The following is an 18,715-nucleotide window of genomic DNA, read 5'->3' as shown; positions in this document are numbered from 1 at the left end:
TTTACAATTCAAGTTGTAAAGATAAGAAAAGTTTTATTCAATCCTCCTTGATACGGCTCTTTTTATACTCTGACGGGGAGTTTCTTGTGCATGATGATAGTAAAAAGAAGCAAAGAAGAATCCGGCATACCACGTACCGGGAGTTAGTTCGTCACACACAAGGAGTGAGCCCACCAAAGGTTATGACTGAGAGGTATAAACATCTCCATCCATTATAAAAAAACATCCCCATCTTTTACCCTAAAACATCCGGATGTTTTAGTATAATACATCCCCATCTTTTGGGGTAAAACATCCGGGTGTTTTGACATCTCAGTCATAACCTTTGGTGGGCTCAGTCCTTGAGTGTGACAAGCTAAGTCCTGCTACATGCCCCAGAGCCATCACTTCTTTCACCACTGGCGTGCAAACATACAGAAGCAACTCCCAAGATGATGGAAGCGAAAGAAGCTTAACCGGCAGGGAATCAGACATTTTGACATTCATTTCATCCTATTAACTGAAAATATGTCCGAATTATGCCATTGGCAAATCTTTTGCGTCCTCTCAAGTGTTATGAAACTGATAAAAATAGAAAGGAGAACCAGATATGAACTTTAACAATTTTACCATTAAGGCGCAAGAAGCAGTGCAGGAGGCCGTAAACCTGGTGCAGAGCCGGGGGCAGCAAGCCATCGAACCTGTGCACCTGCTTCAGAGTGTGATGAAGGTAGGCGAAAACGTTACCAACTTCATCTTCCAGAAGCTTGCTTTGAACGGCCAGCAGATTGCGCTTGTTGTAGACAAACAGATTGATTCCCTGCCCAAAGTATCGGGTGGAGAACCTTACTTGAGCCGTGAGGCCAACGAAATATTGCAGAAAGCTACGCAGTATTCCAAAGAGATGGGCGACGAATTCGTCTCCCTGGAACCGATATTGCTGGCGCTGCTGAGCGTGAAGAGTACCGCCTCCACCATCCTGAAAGATGCCGGAATGACGGAAAGAGAGTTGCGCGAAGCCATCAATGAGTTACGCAAAGGTGAGAAAGTAACTTCGCAATCCAGCGAAGATACTTATCAATCATTGGAGAAATATGCCATCAACCTGAACGAGGCTGCACGTAGCGGCAAGTTGGACCCGGTTATCGGGCGTGATGAAGAAATCCGTCGGGTGCTGCAAATCCTGAGCCGCCGTACCAAGAACAATCCTATATTAATAGGTGAGCCGGGTACGGGTAAAACGGCCATCGTAGAAGGGCTTGCACACCGTATTCTGCGCGGCGACGTACCGGAGAACCTGAAGAACAAGCAAGTGTATTCGCTGGACATGGGTGCACTGGTGGCCGGTGCCAAGTATAAAGGTGAGTTTGAGGAACGTCTGAAGGCCGTTATCAATGAAGTGAAGAAATCGGAAGGAGACATCATTCTGTTTATCGACGAAATCCATACATTGGTAGGTGCGGGCAAGGGCGAAGGCGCCATGGATGCCGCCAATATCCTGAAGCCGGCACTGGCCCGTGGAGAGTTGAGAAGCATCGGTGCCACTACCCTCGACGAATATCAGAAGTATTTTGAAAAGGACAAGGCATTGGAACGGCGTTTCCAGATTGTCATGGTGAACGAACCGGACACGCTGAGCACCATCTCCATCCTTCGCGGACTGAAAGAGCGGTATGAAAACCACCACCACGTGCGGATTAAAGATGATGCCATCATCGCCGCCGTAGAGTTGAGCAACCGCTACATCACCGACCGCTTCTTGCCCGACAAGGCCATCGACCTGATGGATGAAGCCGCCGCCAAACTCCGTATGGAAGTAGACTCCGTGCCGGAGGAACTGGACGAGATTTCCCGCAAAATCAAGCAGCTGGAAATTGAGCGCGAAGCCATCAAACGCGAAAACGACAAGCCCAAGCTGGAGCAGATCGGTAAGGAGCTTGCCGAACTGAAAGAACAGGAAAGTTCGTACAAAGCAAAGTGGCAGAGCGAAAAGACATTGGTCAACAAGATACAGCAGAACAAGGTGGAGATAGAAAACCTGAAGTTCGAAGCCGACAAGGCCGAACGTGAGGGCGATTATGGCAAGGTTGCCGAAATACGTTACGGCAAGCTGCAAGCGTTGAACAAAGAAATTGAAGAGACGCAGCAGAAGTTGCACGAAATGCAGGGCGACAAGGCCATGATAAAGGAAGAAGTAGATGCTGAAGATATTGCAGATGTAGTATCACGTTGGACGGGCATACCGGTCAGCAAGATGCTGCAGAGCGAAAAGGACAAGCTGCTGAATCTGGAAGAAGAGTTGCACAAGCGGGTTATCGGACAAGACGAAGCCATCGAGGCCGTGGCTGATGCCGTACGCCGCAGTCGTGCCGGGCTGCAAGACCCGAGACGTCCTATCGGTTCGTTCCTCTTCCTGGGAACTACCGGTGTCGGTAAAACGGAGCTGGCAAAGGCATTGGCCGAATTCCTCTTCGATGACGAGACTATGATGACCCGTATCGATATGAGTGAATATCAGGAGAAGCACAGTGTATCCCGTCTGGTCGGAGCGCCTCCGGGATATGTAGGCTACGATGAAGGCGGCCAGTTGACGGAAGCTGTACGGCGTAAGCCCTACTCTGTCGTTCTGTTCGATGAAATCGAGAAGGCGCACCCGGATGTATTCAACATCTTGTTGCAAGTGCTCGACGACGGACGCCTGACGGACAATAAGGGTCGCACGGTGAACTTCAAGAACACCATCATCATCATGACCTCCAATATGGGCAGCGGCTATATCCAAAGCCAGATGGAGAAACTGAACAGTTCCAACAAGGAAGAAGTGATAGAAGAAACCAAGAAGGAAGTGATGAATATGCTGAAGAAGTCCATCCGTCCGGAGTTCCTGAACCGTATCGACGAGACTATCATGTTCTTGCCGCTGACGGAGAAGGAAATCAAGCAGATTGTAGTTCTTCAAATCAAGAGCGTGCAGAAGATGCTTTCGGGCAATGGTGTAGAATTGATATTGACCGATGCCGCTATCAACTTCCTTGCCAATGCAGGCTATGACCCTGAGTTTGGTGCCCGTCCGGTGAAGCGTGCTATCCAGCACTACTTGCTGAACGACTTGTCCAAGAAGTTACTGTCGCAGGAGGTAGACCGCAGCAGACCGATTACGGTAGATGCCAACAGTGCGAATGACGGGTTGATATTCAAAAACTAAACCTAAACTATATTATCAAAGAAGGCTCTGAAACGCAATGTTTCAGAGCCTTCTTCATTAATAGGGGAATGTAAATTTCTTATTCGGCCGCTTCAGTTTTAGCCTCAGCTGTTTCTCCTGCTTCCGGAGCTTCCTCAAAATCCGTCATATTATTCTTTACCAACAGATTATACCATGAAATCAGTTTCTTGATATCCGAAGGATAGACACGGTCGCGATCGAAAGTCGGCAACACTTCTGCCAGATAGGCACGCAGATCATCCGCAGTAGCCTTCTTCAGCTCCATTTTCACAACTTCACCGTTCTCTTTCTTCTTCATGGAAGTCAGCACATCTTTCAAAGGTACATCTTCCGTATCTGTGTACATGGCGATATCGCCTAAAGAAATAATCTTCTCATTACCGTAAGCAGGGAAACGTTTCTTATCAACAAGTGATTCTACAATCAGCATATTCTTTCCCCGAGAAACGAGTTTATACAATCCCGGTTTACCGGAGATCGACAAAATAGTCTTCAACATAGTATATCCGCTTTTATTTATTAGTTATTTTTTCGGGGGGCAAAGATAGTGCAAGCCGAAGAGAATACAAAATAAGCTTGCTTCTTTTTATTGTTAAGGGAACGCCTATTTTTCTGAAAGATGATCAATACTTCGGGAAAGTGAAGCAATCAAGCCTAAAACCTGTGGAATTAACGGCGTTTCACCGTCATTGGCAATAACAAAATTCGCATACCCGCGCTTTTCCTCATCACTCATCTGGCTGCGGATTCGCTTTTCTATCAGTTCGCGCGGAGAAGCGTCGCGCCGGATGGCCCGTTCTATGCGTACTTCTTCCGGAGCATAAACCATAACTATCACATCCACCTCGCCGGCAAACCCGGCTTCGACCAATATGGCAGATTCAATGCCCACAATGGGATAAGCAGCACGACACTGCGCCCATCGCCTGAAGTCATCCTTGACACGAGGATGCACAATACCATTCACTTGTTTGGCATGTTCGGGATTGCCAAACAAGTAGGATGCCAGTAACGGCTTGTTCAACACACCGCCGGCATAAACCTCCTCGCCAAGCAGGGCAACCAACTCTTTGCGAATAAACGAATCGGTAGCCATAATCTGCTTTGTCTCTACATCCGAGATATAAACGGGAATGCCCATTACCTCCAGCAGCCGGGATACAACGCTTTTCCCGCTGCCGATGCCGCCGGTTATACCTATCTTAATTGCCATAATGGGGAGAAACTTGTTCTATCAGGAAATCCACCTGCTCCGGGTTGAAACGTATCTGGCTGACACCCTTCGGTATATTCCGCAGCTTTACCGTATATTTATCAGAACCCAGCCGCAACAGCTCTTCATAAGATACGTAAATATGAAAGTCATTGGCAGTAATCTGCCGGAAATGGCTCAAGCCAACCTGAAAAGTAACCTGTACCTTAGAAGGGAAAGCGCGCAGCACTTTATCTGCAGGAAAGTTCACTCCACGCAACGGCACTTCCACCGTTTTCTCTGTATAAATATCTACCGGAAGCATCATTTCAATGGAAGCGGGCACAAACTTCACTCCCCTTTGAACACGCAAAGGCACCTGCTGTTTCAGCGTGTCCGAAATATCTTCCAACTTCACACGCTGCGTATAGGCGGCAGTAATTGTATCCAGCACACCTTCCGGTGCATATACCAATACGGAATCGGGACGAAAAATTGTATCGGACAGATAATATTGACGCCCGGCACTCACCGTACCTTGCAGCCTTACCGGTACCAGTTTGGATGCTCCCGTAGAATAAATATACTCCAACGTATCAGGTTTCATCGAAAGCAGGCGGGTAGAGACATTCAGCTGGCTCAATACCTTCCTCTCAATCTGCGGGGCATAAATACGCACCTGGTTGTCTACTCCCTTGTAATCGGAATAGTCGAGGGTTACGGGATAGAAACTCTTTCCCAGCATATAGTTGAGAAGCACGGTTCCTTTATCTTTCACCTTGATACGAAGTTCGGAAGCCGGTTCGGAAGTAATCACTACATTATTGGGTACTCCTTTCAGCCGTACGGGGATGGAAAACTCTGCCTCATAGTCGTTGTTCAGGGTTTGCAACAGCCAGAAACCACCCGCCACAAGGAAGAAAAACAAAAAAATGAAGAACTCCCTGCTTTTATCACTAAGCAGAAAGTCCTTCACTTGTCTGGTTATCTTTAGATAGATATGTTTTATGTTCCTACGTTCGAACATAGGCTCACATTCCTATTATTTAGAAACCTGGCTACTGTTAGCATCAGCAGCTGCGGCAAAAATAGAATTCTTATCGATACGGATCTTAACGTTAGAAGCTATTTCAAGCACTACGTCATTGTCGTTAATTTCCTTGATAACGCCATGGATACCACCGGCGGTAATTACCTTCTGATTCACCTGGAGTGACTTGCGGAAATTAGCAATTTCCTTCTGCTTCTTGTTTTGCGGACGGATCATGAAGAAATACATGATAACAAACATCGCTATCAACATAATCCACATCAGGCTTCCACCACCTGGAGCTGCAGCGGGAGCTTGCAGGAAAAATAAAGTCATTAAGCTCATAAATACTCAGTTTTAGTTTTTATTATTCAACAAAGGTATCAGTTTTTCGTTAACTTACCTTCTTTTTTTAATTGATTAACTATTCCATCCAGCGTACCGTTGACGAAGCTACCGCTCTTGGCTGTGCTGTATACCTTGGCAATATCTACATATTCATTTAACGAAACACTTACCGGAATGTTCGGGAAACTTAATATTTCGGCCAAAGCACATTGCATAATTACCACATCCATGAAAGCTACACGGTCCAAATCCCAGTTACGTGTATTCTCGCTGATGAGATGACGGTAATAATCACAATTCAAGATGGCACGGCGGAACAAGCGACGGGCAAACTCCTGGTCTTCATCATCCTTGAACTCGGGCAACAGAGACTGGTTGGCACCATTCTTTTCCTCAAAGCGCTTGATGGTCTTCAGTACAAAAGTATCTACAATTTCCTTGTCGTCGTTCCAATAAAGGCTTTGGTCTTCGAGCAAAAGGTCCAGGGTTTCGTTATTAAAAACAAATGTTTTGTAGAGCTTTCTCCACAGTTCGCGGTCGGCTTCGTAAGAATTATCCGAAGACGCCATATATTCCTTATATATATCAGACTCTACGATTTTCTCATACAGTCCTTTGACGAAATCTTCATCATTGGCCCAGGTACGCTTCTGGTTGGCAATGAATTCCAGTAACTGTTTATTCACTTCCAACTGGGTAATAAACTTGTTTTCCACAAATTTCATGTTGGGATACAGCTCCGCAGCCGTAGGAGCTAATTTGGCTTTAGCCGCATCAATGCGTTTTTGTGCGTAATTCGTCAGGGCTATCATCAGCATCAGCAGGTAGTTGTAGAGGTCGTATGCCTTGGAAAGGCTAAAGAACAATTCTTTCTCCGCTGAGTCTAAATTTTTACTGCCGTTCTGATAATAAGCGTATACAATCTGTATAATCTTAAGACGAATAAGAACTCTGTTGATCATAATTCTAAAAGTAAATACTGATGTTTTAATAAGCTGCAAAAGTAGGCATTTTTAATGAGTCTACACAAATAAATCACATTTTTTAATGCAGATATTCATTATCCGGGCTTTTTCTTTTGACAGTTTAAAAAAAATCGTCAATTTTGGGCCCAGATTACACTATAATTGAGACCTATATAATATGGAAGACTTTAAAAAGAAAAATGGAGCGGACATGAACGACAAAGAAATCGTATTCTCTCAATCTATTAAAGCTGGTAAGCGCATCTACTATTTGGACGTCAAGAAAAACAGAAAAGACGAAATGTTCCTTGCCATTACCGAGAGCAAGAAGGTAGTGATGGGCGAAGGAGACGACTCGCAAGTGAGCTTCGAGAAGCACAAAATCTTTTTATATAAGGAAGATTTTGAGAAGTTCGTGAACGGACTGCAACAAGCCATCGGCTTCATCCAATCACAGCAAGGCTGCTACACCAGACAGGCTGCCGACGAGGACGCCGAAAGCATAGAAGCCCCCAAAGAGGACTTGCTGAAAGAAGAAAAAGATTCTTCACTGGACGGAGAAATCAAAATAGACATAGAATTTTAAGTTATAACCTTTTGATAATTCAAAAAGAAGCTGTACTTTTGCACCGCTTTTTTGCAACATCGTGTGGGTGACCCACATCGTGTGATGGTGAATTAAGCAAAGAAATTACTTAATTTAGAGTAACACAAAAAATTAAAAAATGAAATCAATTGAAGTAAAAGGAACTGCAAGAACTATTGCAGAGCGTTCTTCGGAACAAGCAAGAGCTTTGAAAGCTATTCGTAAAGACAACGGTGTACCTTGTGTACTTTATGGTGCAGGTGAAAACGTTCACTTCACTGTACCTGCAGAAGGTCTGCGTAACCTGGTTTACACTCCGCACATCTACGTAGTTGACCTGATTATCGACGGTAAGAAGGTAAACGCTATCATGAAAGATATTCAATTCCACCCGGTAAAGGATACTATCCTGCACGTTGACTTCTATCAGATTGACGAAGCTAAACCTATCGTAATGGAAGTTCCGGTACAGATGGAAGGCTTGGCAGAAGGTGTGAAGGCCGGTGGTAAGCTGGTACTGCAGATGCGTAAACTGAAAGTAAGAGCTTTGTACAATGTAATTCCTGAAAGACTGATTGTTAACGTTTCTCACCTGGGACTGGGTAAGACAGTTAAGGTTGGCGAGTTGAGCTACGAAGGTCTGGAATTACTGAATGCAAAAGAAGCCGTTGTATGCGCCGTTAAGCTGACTCGTGCTGCAAGAGGTGCCGCTGCTGCTGCAGGCAACTAATCAGCTCTTCCATAAGAAGAAAAGATATTTCGGAACGCGGATTAACGCAGTATACGCAGATTTCATTGATAATCCGCGGGTAGCTGCGATAATCCGCGTTCCTTTTTTTATTTAGATCGAGATAGTTTCAAAGGATAAAAGAAAAACGAATGAAATACTTAATTGTAGGATTAGGTAACATAGGACCCGAATACCACGAAACCCGCCATAACATCGGATTCATGGTAGTAGATGCTTTGGCCAAGGCAGCAGGTGCCACCTTTACCGACGGGCGTTACGGATTTACCACTACCCTATCAGTCAAAGGCCGCCAGCTATTGCTGCTGAAGCCCTCCACATACATGAACCTCAGCGGCAATGCCGTGCGCTACTGGATGCAGAAAGAAAACATTCCATTGGAGAATGTGTTGATAGTGGTAGACGATCTTGCCCTGCCCTTCGGCACGCTACGCCTGAAAGGCAAAGGGAGTGATGCCGGACATAACGGTCTGAAGCATATTGCTGCCACCCTCGGTACCCAGAACTATGCCCGCCTGCGTTTCGGAATCGGCAACGACTTTCCCCGTGGCGGACAGATTGACTTTGTGTTAGGGCACTTCACCGACGAGGATTGGAAGACAATGGATGAGAGGCTGGAAACTGCCGGAGAAATAATCAAAAGCTTCTGCCTGGCAGGAATTGATATCACGATGAATCAGTTTAACAAAAAGTAGTTGGTAGATAGTAGATAGTAGTTAGTAGATGATGAATGAAGCCAGAATAGATAAATGGATGTGGGCAGTGCGTATTTTCAAGACACGCACCATTGCCGCCGAAGCCTGCAAGAAAGGCCGGGTAAGCATCAACGGAGGATTGGCAAAAGCCGCCCGCATGGTAAAGCCGGGAGACGTGATTCAGGTACGGAAGCCGCCCATCACTTACTCTTTTAAGGTGCTGCAACCCATCGAGAAACGTGTGGGAGCCAAACTTGTACCCGAAGTGATGGAGAATGTAACAACTCCGGACCAATACGAATTGTTGGAAATGAGCCGTGTCAGCGGTTTCGTGAACCGCGCCAAAGGAACCGGACGTCCCACAAAGAAAGACCGCCGTACCTTGGAGGACTTCACCGCACCGGAATTCATGGACGACTTTGACTTTGATTTTGACTTTGAAGGAGAATAAATATGAGCGAGAAAATTATTAAATGGGGATTCATTGGTTGCGGAGAAGTGACCAAATACAAAAGCGGTCCCGCCTTTCAGAAGATAGAGAACTCTGAGGTTGTGGCTGTCATGAGCCGGAATGGAGCGAAAGCGAAAGCTTATGCCAAAGAAAGAAACATTCCCAAATGGTACGACGACGCCCAGGAACTGATTGATGACGAAGAGATAAACGCCATCTACATCGCCACTCCTCCTTCTTCGCATGCCACCTACGCCATCATGTCCATGAAGGCAGGAAAGCCTGTTTACATTGAAAAGCCGATGGCAGTTACCTACGAGGAGTGCTGCCGCATCAATCGCATTTCCAAAGAAACAGGCGTTCCATGCTTCGTAGCCTATTACCGCCGCTATCTGCCCTACTTCCAGAAAGTAAAATCACTGGTAGACGAAGGTGTCATCGGCAATGTCATCAATATCCAAATCCGCTTTGCCCAGCCTCCACGCGACCTGGATTACAATAAGGAGAATCTACCTTGGCGCGTGCAAGCCGATATTGCCGGCGGAGGATACTTCTACGACCTTGCTCCGCATCAGATAGACTTGTTGCAGGAAATATTCGGCTGCATTCTCGAAGCCAGCGGATACAAGAGCAACCGCGGCGGTCTATATCCCGTGGAAGACACCCTCAGTGCATGTTTCCAGTTCGACAACGGATTGGTGGGCAGTGGTTCCTGGTGCTTTGTCGCTCACGAATCTGCCCGCGAAGACCGTATCGAAATCATCGGAGACAAGGGAATGATCTGCTTCTCCGTATTCACTTACGACCCTATTGCCATACATACGGAAAAAGGCCGGGAAGAGATCTTCGTAGAAAATCCCACATACGTCCAACAGCCGCTTATCCAAGCCGTAGTAGACCATCTGCTCGGCAAGTCCATCTGTTCTTGCGACGGCGAAAGTGCTACACTTACAAATTGGGTGATGGATAAGATACTGGGTAAACTATAACTCTTTCTTCACTGCCTCAATCAATTCCTGATACTCCTCATCCGTCAGGTAAACCTTCCCCGGATTCATCTGGAAGGTGCCGCCATAATCGGGACCATCCACATACTTAGGTGCCAGGTGGAAGTGGAGATGAGACAGTTTATCGGAGTAGGCACCGTAATTTATCTTCTCCGGCTGGAACGCTTGCTGCATGGCACGGGTCACGCGGGCCACATCTGCCATGAAGGCATTGCGTTCTTCATCACTCAACTCATTCAAGTCGTTCACATGGTCTTTGTAAGCCACCAGGCAACGCCCGCGGTAGGTTTGTTCCTTAAACAGGAAAACGCGTGAAACACTCAGTTGTGCAATCTCAATCATAAGATTGTGCAACGTTTCGTTGTTCTGACAATACAGACATTCTTTCGGATCACTTTTCATAATACTCTTCATTTATATCTTGGTTGACTAATTTATATACATCATCATTCTCTCCCACAATCCATACCACATCACCTTCCGTGAAAGGCTCGCGCGGATCGGGAGCATGCAAGGTCTCCCCTTCCCGCTCCACACCGGCAATCAGGCAGTGATACTTCTCGCGTATCCCCGCCTCCTTCAGCGTCTTGTTTAGGAAGGGAGAATGCTCGTCTACGCTGAACTGGCGCAGAATCATCTCGCTCTTCTCCACCACATCGCTGTCCATGGCCGACACTTTATCCATCTCCTGACCGAACACATTCAGTTCTTCGTCCGTAGCAATCACTTGTATCTTGTCCTGCGGAAAAAGACGGACGGATGCACCGGGAATATTGATACGCTTTCTGCCCCGGAGAATGGAAACGACATGTACACCGTATTTCTTTCCGAAGTTCAGCTCCGCCAACGTCTTGCCCGCCCATTCCGACTCACCGGGAATCTGGAAATCCGTCAAGTGTAAGTCGCGCGAAAGCAGACGACCGGCATATTCCGGCTTCTTCTCGCCCAGATATTCGGCACGCATGTCGCGGTAGCGCAGGTTCTGGAAAAAGGTTCTTTCTATCATGATAGACTGTTTCTTCAACTGGCGGGAAAGTATCATCAGAGTCACTAAAAATACAGCCACCCCGAACACCAGACCGACAGAAACCTTGAACAGCCCGCCTATCACAAACATGACAAACGAAACAGCCAGCAGAATACGCAGTACAATCGTAGCCACCAGCGGCGCCCGGTTTCCGCGATTGTCCTTCCACAAAGTAACGAACTCCACCGAATGGTTCTTCTTAATCATAATGGCCCGCAAGAAAGGAGCTATGAACAAGATGATGACAAAAGCCGCCAGCAAGGAATCCCAGATTCCGGGCAGGCTGTTGCGGCACAAGGGCACCAGGAAGCGGAACGCCAAAGCTATCACCGCCACACTGATAATGGAGTACACCACCGTAATGCGTACCAATGCAAATATCAACTTCTTCCACAGGCTTTCATGGTTCACCGTCTGCGAACCGGATGCATAGCGGGTCAGGAAACTTAACCATCTGTCGGGCAAATGCGTATCTACAAAGTTGGAAGCCGGCTCTGCCAGGCGAATCATATAAGGAGTGAGGAAGGTGGTTATGACAGACACCGCCACTACAATGGGATACAGGAAGTGACTGGTAACGTGCAGCGAAACACCCAGCGAAGCTATGATAAAGGCAAATTCACCGATTTGCGTCAGACTGAAGCCGCATTGCATGGCCGTCTTCAACGGTTGCCCCGCCAGCAATACACCTAAAGTACCAAAAAGCGACTGCCCGATAATCACAGCCAAGGTTATCACAACGATAGGTCCGGCATATTCCACAATCATGGCCGGATCTACCATCATGCCGACCGATACGAAGAAGATGGCTCCGAACAAGTCCTTCACCGGCTTCACCAGCCGCTCGATGCTCTCCGCCTCAACCGTTTCAGCAAGAATAGACCCCATGATGAATGCCCCGAAAGCAGCCGAGAAACCGGTATGCGCAGCCAGCACCACCATGCCGAAACAAAGTCCGAGAGACACGATCAGCAACGTTTCCTCGCTCATCAGCTTCCGGCAGCGCTTCAGCAGTACGGGGATGAGGTAGATGCCTACCACAAACCAAAGTATCAGGAAGAACAGCAGTTTGGCAATACTTTCCAGCATCTCCGTGCCCTCAAAGTTATTGCTGACTGCCATCGTAGAAAGCATCACCATCAAGACAATGGCAAGAATATCTTCCAGAATAAGCACGCTCAGAACCAGTCCGGTAAACTGTTTCTTGCGCATGCCCAAATCATCAAAAGCTTTATAGATAATGGTGGTAGACGACATCGCTATCATACCGCCCAGGAAGATACAGTCCATCCGCTTCCAGCCGAAGCCCGTGCCGACCGCCACTCCCAGCAGTATCATGCAGAAGATGATGGTACATGCCGCAATGATGGCAGCCCCTCCCACCTTCACTATCTTCTTGAAACTGAATTCCAGTCCCAACGCAAACAGCAGGAAGATAACGCCGATGTCTGCCCACGTCTGTATGTTTGCCGTGTCCATCACCGAAGGTGTATAGGTCATGTGAGGGCTGGCCAGAAAACCCGCTACTACATATCCCAACACCAAGGGTTGCTTTAACTTCTTAAAGAGCAGGGTCATGATTCCTGCACAAATCAATATCAGAGCTAAATCAGCTATCAGGGGAGCCAAGTGTGACATAATGTCTATATATCTTTTTGCTGACAAAGATACGGAAAAGTTTCATTTGCGATTCTATTTTTCTTCATCGTTTCGCTTCTTTCCAACAATGACCGGCAGGCAAGGTTGCAAAGAAAGCGTGCACACATAAATATCTTCTAATCAGCGGTATGTAACTTTATTAGTTCTGTATAATAGATAAAGCAACGCTTTACTAGTAATAAAGTAGTGCTTTACTAGTATTAAAGCATCACTTTACTAGTAATAAAGCGTTGCTTTATTACTGATAAAGTGAAACTGCACTGATAAGGTAAAACTGCATTGATAATGAGGAACCGATGCCTTCTTCGTTTGCGTTGCGCTTACAGCACCCCTTTCGAGCTTGGCAGCTCAAAATGATAGATATCTCTCTTCACCGCCATCTTCAGTGCACGCGCCAGCGCTTTGAAGATGCCCTCTATCTTATGATGTTCGTTCCCGCCTTCGGCCTTGACATTGAGATTCATCTTGGCGGCATCGCTCAGCGACTTGAAGAAGTGCAGGAACATTTCCGTAGGCATCTCCCCTATCTTCTCGCGTTTGAACTCGGCATCCCATACAAGCCACGGGCGGCCTCCGAAGTCCAGACACACCTGGCAAAGGCAATCGTCCATAGGCAAGGCATATCCATAACGCTCAATTCCCCGCTTACTGCCCAATGCCTGATAAAGACATTCGCCAAGAGCGAGGGCGGTATCTTCTATCGTATGATGCTCGTCCACTTCAAGGTCGCCTTTCACATGGATAGTCAGGTCCATGCCGCCGTGCTTGCCTATCTGCTCCAGCATGTGGTCGAAGAAACCTAAGCCGGTATGGATATCACAATGTCCGTCGCCGTCCAGGTTCAGGGCTACGTAGATATCGGTTTCTTTCGTAGTGCGGCGTACTTCGGCCTTACGCTCGCCGGCAAAAAGGAATTCGGCAACTTTGTCCCAATCTTTGGTAACAAGGGCGCAGACGTCTTGAAGTCCTTCACAAGCCGCACTTCCGCCTTCGGAGACAGGTTTCAACGAAGAAGTGTCTTCTTGCAGAAAGATGGCACGGCAGCCCAGATTCTTTGCCAATTCCACATCTGTGGGGCGGTCGCCGATGACGAAGCTATTGGCAAGGTCGTACTCCGGATTATTCAGGTATTTGGTAAGCATACCGGTACGGGGTTTGCGGGTCGGAGCATTATCGGCCGGCATGCTGCGGTCTATGCAGATGTCGTCGAACGTGATCCCCTCTCCTTCCAGCGTCTTCATCATAAGATTGTGTGCGGGCCAGAAGGTTTCTTCCGGGAAGGATGCTGTACCCAGCCCGTCCTGGTTGGTCACCATCACAAACTCAAAATCCAACTTGCTGCGGACAAAGCCGAGATTGCGCATTACTTTCGGATAGAACTCCAGCTTTTCCAGTGAGTCCAGTTGATAATCGACCGGCGGTTCAATGACTAATGTACCGTCACGGTCTATAAAAAGTATTTTCTTCATAATAATTCTATTTAATAAATGGGAATTTAGCGGAGTATCTCAAATTCCTCCGCCTGAAAGGGGAGGTGCCCGTAGGGCGGAGGGGTTTCACATCCGAAGGGACTTGCACAAAGTTACTTTCTATTTATGTAAAACCCCTCCGCCCGCAAGCGGGCACCTCCCCTTTCAGGCGGAGGAGTTTGAGATACACTTGTTATCACACGACACTAAATTATCATTTATACCTTTTCAACGCCTCTACCAACTTCTCATTCTCCATCCGCGTTCCCACCGTCACGCGCAGGCAGTTTCCGCAGAGTGAAACGGAGTGGCGGTTGCGCACGATAATCCCCTCACCGACGAGATATTTGTAAATATTCACAGCATCCGTCACGCGGACCAGGAAGAAATTGGCGTCCGAAGGGAACAAATGCTCTGTACAAGGTAGTTCAGCAAATTCAGCTTCCAAGTTTCCACGCTCTTCTTTCAAGGTTCTCACCCAACGCTCTATTTCGTAATACCGATGCAGCATTTCCACCGCCTGCTTCTGCGTCAGCTGATTCACATTATAGGGATATTTTATCTTATTGAGAACCCCGATAATCTCCGGCGAAGCAAACGCCATGCCCAGGCGGATTGCCGCACATCCCCATGCTTTGGAGAAAGTCTGAAGCACAATGAGATTGGGATATTTATCCAGCTCTTCGAGGAAAGAAGGCGCTTCGGAGAAGTCATTGTAAGCTTCATCAAGTATCACCAGTCCGTCGAAGTTACGAATCAGTTTTTCAATCTCGCTGCGGAGCAGGTCGTTTCCGCTCGGATTATTGGGCGAGCAGAGGAAGATCAGTTTGGTCCGCTCATCGGATGCTTCCAGCAGTTTGTCTGCCGAGAACTGGAAATTTTCATCGAGCAGCACCTTGCGGTATTCCACATCGTTCACACCAGCGCAGACCTGATACATTCCATAAGTAGGGTCTATGGCTACCACATTGTCTATGCGCGGTTCACAAAAGGCACGAAACACCAGGTCGATTGCCTCATCGCTTCCATTTCCCAGGAAGATGTGTTCGGGACTCACTTTTTTTATCTTCGCCAACTCCGTTTTCAGTTCCCTTTGCATCGGGTCCGGATAACGGTTGTGCGGCATATTGTACGGATTCTCGTTTGCATCGAGAAAGACGGATGCAGCAGCACCGCTATATTCATCACGTGCCGAAGAATAGGGCTTCAAGCTCCAGATGTTCGGCCGGGTCAGTTCTTGCAATGTTCTCATGTCGGGAGATTTATGATTTATAATTTATGATTTATTACTTCCAGTCTGACGGTTACTGCATTTTTATGCGCATCCAGGTGTTCGTTGGCAGCCATCGTTTCAATGGCAGGGCCGATGGTGCGTATTCCTTCGGGCTTTATCTCCTGGAAAGTTATCTTGCGGATAAAGCTGTCCAGGCTGACGCCACTATATGCCTTGGCATAACCATTGGTAGGCAATGTATGGTTTGTGCCCGAAGCATAATCTCCCGCACTTTCCGGCGTAAGCGAACCCAGGAATACCGAACCGGCATTCACCACACGTTCTGCCACGGACAGGTAATCGGCTGTTTCAACAATCAAGTGTTCGGGAGCGTATGCGTTGGTCAGCTCGATGGCTTCTTCCATATTGTGCACTACGATCAATTTGCTGTTAGCAAGAGATTTCTCAGCAATCTCTTTACGGGGCAATAAGTCCAGTTGCCGTTCCACTTCTGCCTTCACGGCTTGCTGCAACCAGGCTGAGGTGGTAATAAGCATTGCCTGGCTGTCAACGCCATGCTCGGCCTGGCTCAACAAGTCGGCTGCCACAAATACAGGGTTGGCTGTTTCATCTGCCAGCACTTCTACTTCGGACGGACCGGCAGGCATGTCAATCGCTACATCGCGCAGGCTTACCAACTGCTTGGCAGCCGTTACGTACTGATTGCCCGGTCCGAATATCTTGTACACCTTCGGCACACTCTCCGTTCCGTAAGCCATCGCAGCAATTGCCTGTACGCCACCGGCCTTGAAGATACGGCTGACACCTGCCACCCGGGCGGCAAACAATACAGCCGGATGCACTTTCCCGTCCTTGCCCGGAGGCGTGCAAAGCACAATCTCCTTGCACCCCGCAATCCGGGCGGGAACAGCCAGCATCAGCACGGTAGAGAACAACGGAGCCGTTCCGCCCGGAATATACAATCCCACTTTCTCGATGGCAACCGCCTTTTGCCAGCAGGTAACACCCGGTTGCGTCTGCACCTTCTTGCCTTCGAAACGCTGGGCGGCATGGAATGTTTCGATATTCTGTTTAGCCAGTCGGATGGCTGCTTTCAGTTCTTCGCTCACCAGCGCTTCTGCCTCTTCCTGCTCTTCTTCGCTTACGGCCAGCGAAGCCAGCACTGCTTTGTCAAATTTCGCTTCGTATTCCAGCACAGCGCGGTCTCCCTCCGCCTTCACGCGGTCAATGATGCCTCGCACTGTATCGAACAGATTTTCCGTATTCATCACCGGACGTTTCAGGATATCTGCCCATTGGGATTTATCAGGATTAGTTATCAGGATCATGATAGTTATGAGTTATGGGGGATTATAGAATCATTTTCTCTATTGGCAATACCAGTATTCCTTCTGCTCCCAGGGCTTTCAGTTTACCGATAATTTCCCAGAAACATTTCTCATCCAGCACCGTGTGCACGGAGCACCAGCCTTCTTGTGCCAGCGGCATCACCGTCGGGCTCTTCATGCCGGGCAACACTGACACAATCTCATCCAATTTATCTTTCGGCGCATTCATCAACACATATTTCTTGTCTTCGGCCGTCTTCACCGCATCCATGCGGAACAGCAGTTCCCGCAGTATTTCCAGCTTTTCTTCGCTCATGTTCTTGTTGCCGATGAGCAACGCTTCGGACTTCATCACCACTTCCACCTCCTTCAGGCGATTGCTCACCAGCGTGGAACCGGAACTTACGATATCAAAAATAGCGTCTGCCAGCCCGATTCCCGGAGCTACCTCTACCGAACCGGTAATAACATGTATCTCCGCATTTACTCCCTGCTCTTTCAGATATGCAGAAAGGATTCCCGGATAAGACGTCGCAATCTTCTTTCCTTCAAACCACTTCACTCCGGGATACTCGATATCCTTTGGCATTGCCAATGACAACCGGCATTTACTGAAGCCCAGACGCTTCACAATCTCAGCATCCTCATTCTTCTCAACATACTCATTCTCGCCTACAATGCCGATATCAGCTACTCCGGTAGCTACCGACTGTGGAATATCATCATCCCTCAGGAACAACACTTCCAGCGGGAAGTTTGATGATTGTACCAGTAGCGAGCGTTTCATGGCACTCAACTTAATATCCGATTCTCCCAGGAATGACATCGTCTCATCATAAAGACGACCTTTGGCTTGTACTGCAATTCTTAGTAACATGAGATTTATTGTTTATGATTTATTATTTTATTTCCAAACTCTTAAAAACAAAACGAGGCTTACCAATATCCGGCAAGCCTCGTTATTTATGTTTTCGTTATACACATACACTCATACGCCCACCGAGTTATTCGTCAGGATGATGATGGTGATGATGTGCAACGATATTCTTCATTTTCCTTTGTTTTGATGCGACAAAAGTAAACCATCTGTTTGAAACTACCAAAGATTTATCACAAAAAGTTTGGTTTTTCTTTCAATTTCTTAGTTTCAGACAAAAGAACAAAAGAACAAACTATCTCAAATATGTTCTTTTGTTCTTATGTCTTAAAAGATAAATAAAGCTTTTCAAATCAGCGGCAATATCTCTTCCGGCTCTACATCACAATGATGGAAACACATCTCAGCTTCTGCTTTCTCCTTCGGGAAAGTGAAGTATGTACAGGTAGCTTCCGTACACAGTTCCCCCATGCTGTTGTATAACCGTGCTTCTATAATAGCGATGTTGCGCTTCTGCTCCCTCAGTGAGGCACGCAGCACCACATGAGTATCCTGGGTCGATATGGATTTGCGGAAGCGGGTTTCCATTTTCGATGTCACCCCGCCGGTCTGCAATTTGCGGAACACCACCCAACCGCAGATTTCATCCAGCAGCACAGACTGAATACCTCCATGCAGCGTATTCAGCCAACCCTGATATTCCGGACGCGGCTTCCAAATGCTTACCACCTCATCGCCATCCTCATAAAACTCCATTCTCACACCGGCTTCATTGTCGGGCGAACACCCGAAGCAATTATAGCCTTCCATGTTCTTCCATGGATTGATAATCTTTTTCATAACACTCTCTATTGGTTCTTCTTTTGCCACAAATATAGTCAGAATTCGATTGCA

At 47.4% G+C, this 18,715-nt stretch carries 18 protein-coding genes; 6 read left to right on the top strand and 12 right to left on the bottom strand.

Going from position 1 to position 18,715, the window contains the following annotated elements; translation table 11 throughout:
• Positions 1-589 precede the first annotated feature (589 nt).
• On the top strand, positions 590-3,184 hold the full coding sequence (clpB, locus tag AAE250_RS17935; protein WP_342289202.1) for an ATP-dependent chaperone ClpB: 2,595 nt from the start codon (positions 590-592) through the stop codon (positions 3,182-3,184).
• A 79-nt stretch (positions 3,185-3,263) separates the two neighbouring features.
• Here clpB and AAE250_RS17930 read toward each other — a convergent pair whose 3' ends face one another.
• From AAE250_RS17930 to nusB, 5 genes are all read right to left on the bottom strand, one after another.
• Positions 3,264-3,704 (bottom strand): DUF5606 family protein, encoded by a 441-nt coding sequence (locus tag AAE250_RS17930; protein WP_342289201.1) that lies wholly within the window; start codon positions 3,702-3,704, stop codon positions 3,264-3,266.
• A 105-nt stretch (positions 3,705-3,809) separates the two neighbouring features.
• Entirely contained in the window at positions 3,810-4,418 is a 609-nt protein-coding gene (gene coaE / locus AAE250_RS17925) for a dephospho-CoA kinase (protein ID WP_342289200.1), read from the bottom strand.
• Positions 4,408-5,424, bottom strand: coding sequence for a YbbR-like domain-containing protein (locus AAE250_RS17920; protein WP_342289199.1), 1,017 nt, complete (start codon positions 5,422-5,424; stop codon positions 4,408-4,410). The genes coaE and AAE250_RS17920 overlap by 11 nt, the downstream gene beginning before the upstream one ends.
• Positions 5,425-5,439: 15 nt before the next feature.
• Positions 5,440-5,772: a preprotein translocase subunit YajC gene (yajC, locus tag AAE250_RS17915; protein WP_342289198.1), complete on the bottom strand. Its 333-nt coding sequence runs from the start codon at positions 5,770-5,772 to the stop codon at positions 5,440-5,442.
• A gap of 38 nt (positions 5,773-5,810) precedes the next feature.
• Complete coding sequence (gene nusB, locus AAE250_RS17910) at positions 5,811-6,737, bottom strand: transcription antitermination factor NusB (RefSeq protein ID WP_342289197.1); 927 nt, start codon at positions 6,735-6,737, stop codon at positions 5,811-5,813.
• 181 nt (positions 6,738-6,918) lie between these two features.
• Between nusB and AAE250_RS17905 the strand changes: the two genes are divergently transcribed.
• The 5 genes from AAE250_RS17905 to AAE250_RS17885 all read left to right on the top strand — a co-directional run bounded on the left by AAE250_RS17905 (position 6,919) and on the right by AAE250_RS17885 (position 10,209).
• Positions 6,919-7,326 (top strand): PUR family DNA/RNA-binding protein, encoded by a 408-nt coding sequence (locus AAE250_RS17905; RefSeq protein WP_342289196.1) that lies wholly within the window; start codon positions 6,919-6,921, stop codon positions 7,324-7,326.
• Positions 7,327-7,465: 139 nt separating this feature from the next.
• Positions 7,466-8,056: a 50S ribosomal protein L25/general stress protein Ctc gene (locus tag AAE250_RS17900; protein ID WP_342289195.1), complete on the top strand. Its 591-nt coding sequence runs from the start codon at positions 7,466-7,468 to the stop codon at positions 8,054-8,056.
• Positions 8,057-8,205: 149 nt separating this feature from the next.
• Entirely contained in the window at positions 8,206-8,769 is a 564-nt protein-coding gene (pth, locus tag AAE250_RS17895) for an aminoacyl-tRNA hydrolase (RefSeq protein WP_342289194.1), read from the top strand.
• 31 nt (positions 8,770-8,800) lie between these two features.
• Complete coding sequence (locus AAE250_RS17890) at positions 8,801-9,220, top strand: RNA-binding S4 domain-containing protein (RefSeq protein ID WP_342289244.1); 420 nt, start codon at positions 8,801-8,803, stop codon at positions 9,218-9,220.
• 2 nt (positions 9,221-9,222) lie between these two features.
• Positions 9,223-10,209 (top strand): Gfo/Idh/MocA family protein, encoded by a 987-nt coding sequence (locus tag AAE250_RS17885; protein ID WP_342289193.1) that lies wholly within the window; start codon positions 9,223-9,225, stop codon positions 10,207-10,209.
• Here the strand turns inward: AAE250_RS17885 and AAE250_RS17880 are convergent.
• The 7 genes from AAE250_RS17880 to AAE250_RS17850 all read right to left on the bottom strand — a co-directional run bounded on the left by AAE250_RS17880 (position 10,204) and on the right by AAE250_RS17850 (position 18,661).
• Entirely contained in the window at positions 10,204-10,629 is a 426-nt protein-coding gene (locus tag AAE250_RS17880; RefSeq protein ID WP_342289192.1) for an HIT family protein, read from the bottom strand. The two genes, AAE250_RS17885 and AAE250_RS17880, sit on opposite strands and share 6 nt — an antisense overlap.
• Entirely contained in the window at positions 10,619-12,892 is a 2,274-nt protein-coding gene (locus AAE250_RS17875) for a cation:proton antiporter domain-containing protein (RefSeq protein ID WP_342289191.1), read from the bottom strand. Before AAE250_RS17875 ends, AAE250_RS17880 begins: the two co-directional genes overlap by 11 nt.
• A gap of 341 nt (positions 12,893-13,233) precedes the next feature.
• The gene (gene hisB / locus AAE250_RS17870; protein WP_342289243.1) at positions 13,234-14,385 is read right to left on the bottom strand and encodes a bifunctional histidinol-phosphatase/imidazoleglycerol-phosphate dehydratase HisB; all 1,152 of its coding nucleotides are present in this window, start codon (positions 14,383-14,385) and stop codon (positions 13,234-13,236) included.
• Between the two features lie 211 nt (positions 14,386-14,596).
• Positions 14,597-15,634 carry a histidinol-phosphate transaminase gene (hisC, locus tag AAE250_RS17865; protein WP_294602802.1) on the bottom strand — a complete coding sequence of 346 codons (1,038 nt, stop codon included), beginning with the start codon at positions 15,632-15,634 and terminating at the stop codon, positions 14,597-14,599.
• Between the two features lie 17 nt (positions 15,635-15,651).
• A complete protein-coding gene (gene hisD, locus AAE250_RS17860) occupies positions 15,652-16,944 on the bottom strand; it encodes a histidinol dehydrogenase (RefSeq protein WP_294602800.1) in 1,293 nt (430 codons plus the stop codon).
• A 22-nt stretch (positions 16,945-16,966) separates the two neighbouring features.
• Positions 16,967-17,821 (bottom strand): ATP phosphoribosyltransferase, encoded by an 855-nt coding sequence (gene hisG, locus AAE250_RS17855; protein ID WP_294602798.1) that lies wholly within the window; start codon positions 17,819-17,821, stop codon positions 16,967-16,969.
• A 348-nt stretch (positions 17,822-18,169) separates the two neighbouring features.
• A complete protein-coding gene (locus AAE250_RS17850; protein ID WP_294602795.1) occupies positions 18,170-18,661 on the bottom strand; it encodes a PaaI family thioesterase in 492 nt (163 codons plus the stop codon).
• Positions 18,662-18,715: the final 54 nt, after the last annotated feature.

The sequence above is a fragment of the Bacteroides sp. GD17 genome (genome assembly GCF_038448625.1).
GTDB lineage: Bacteria > Bacteroidota > Bacteroidia > Bacteroidales > Bacteroidaceae > Bacteroides.
Note: the sequence above shows the minus strand (reverse complement) of the source record. Positions and strands in the feature narration are given on the sequence as shown.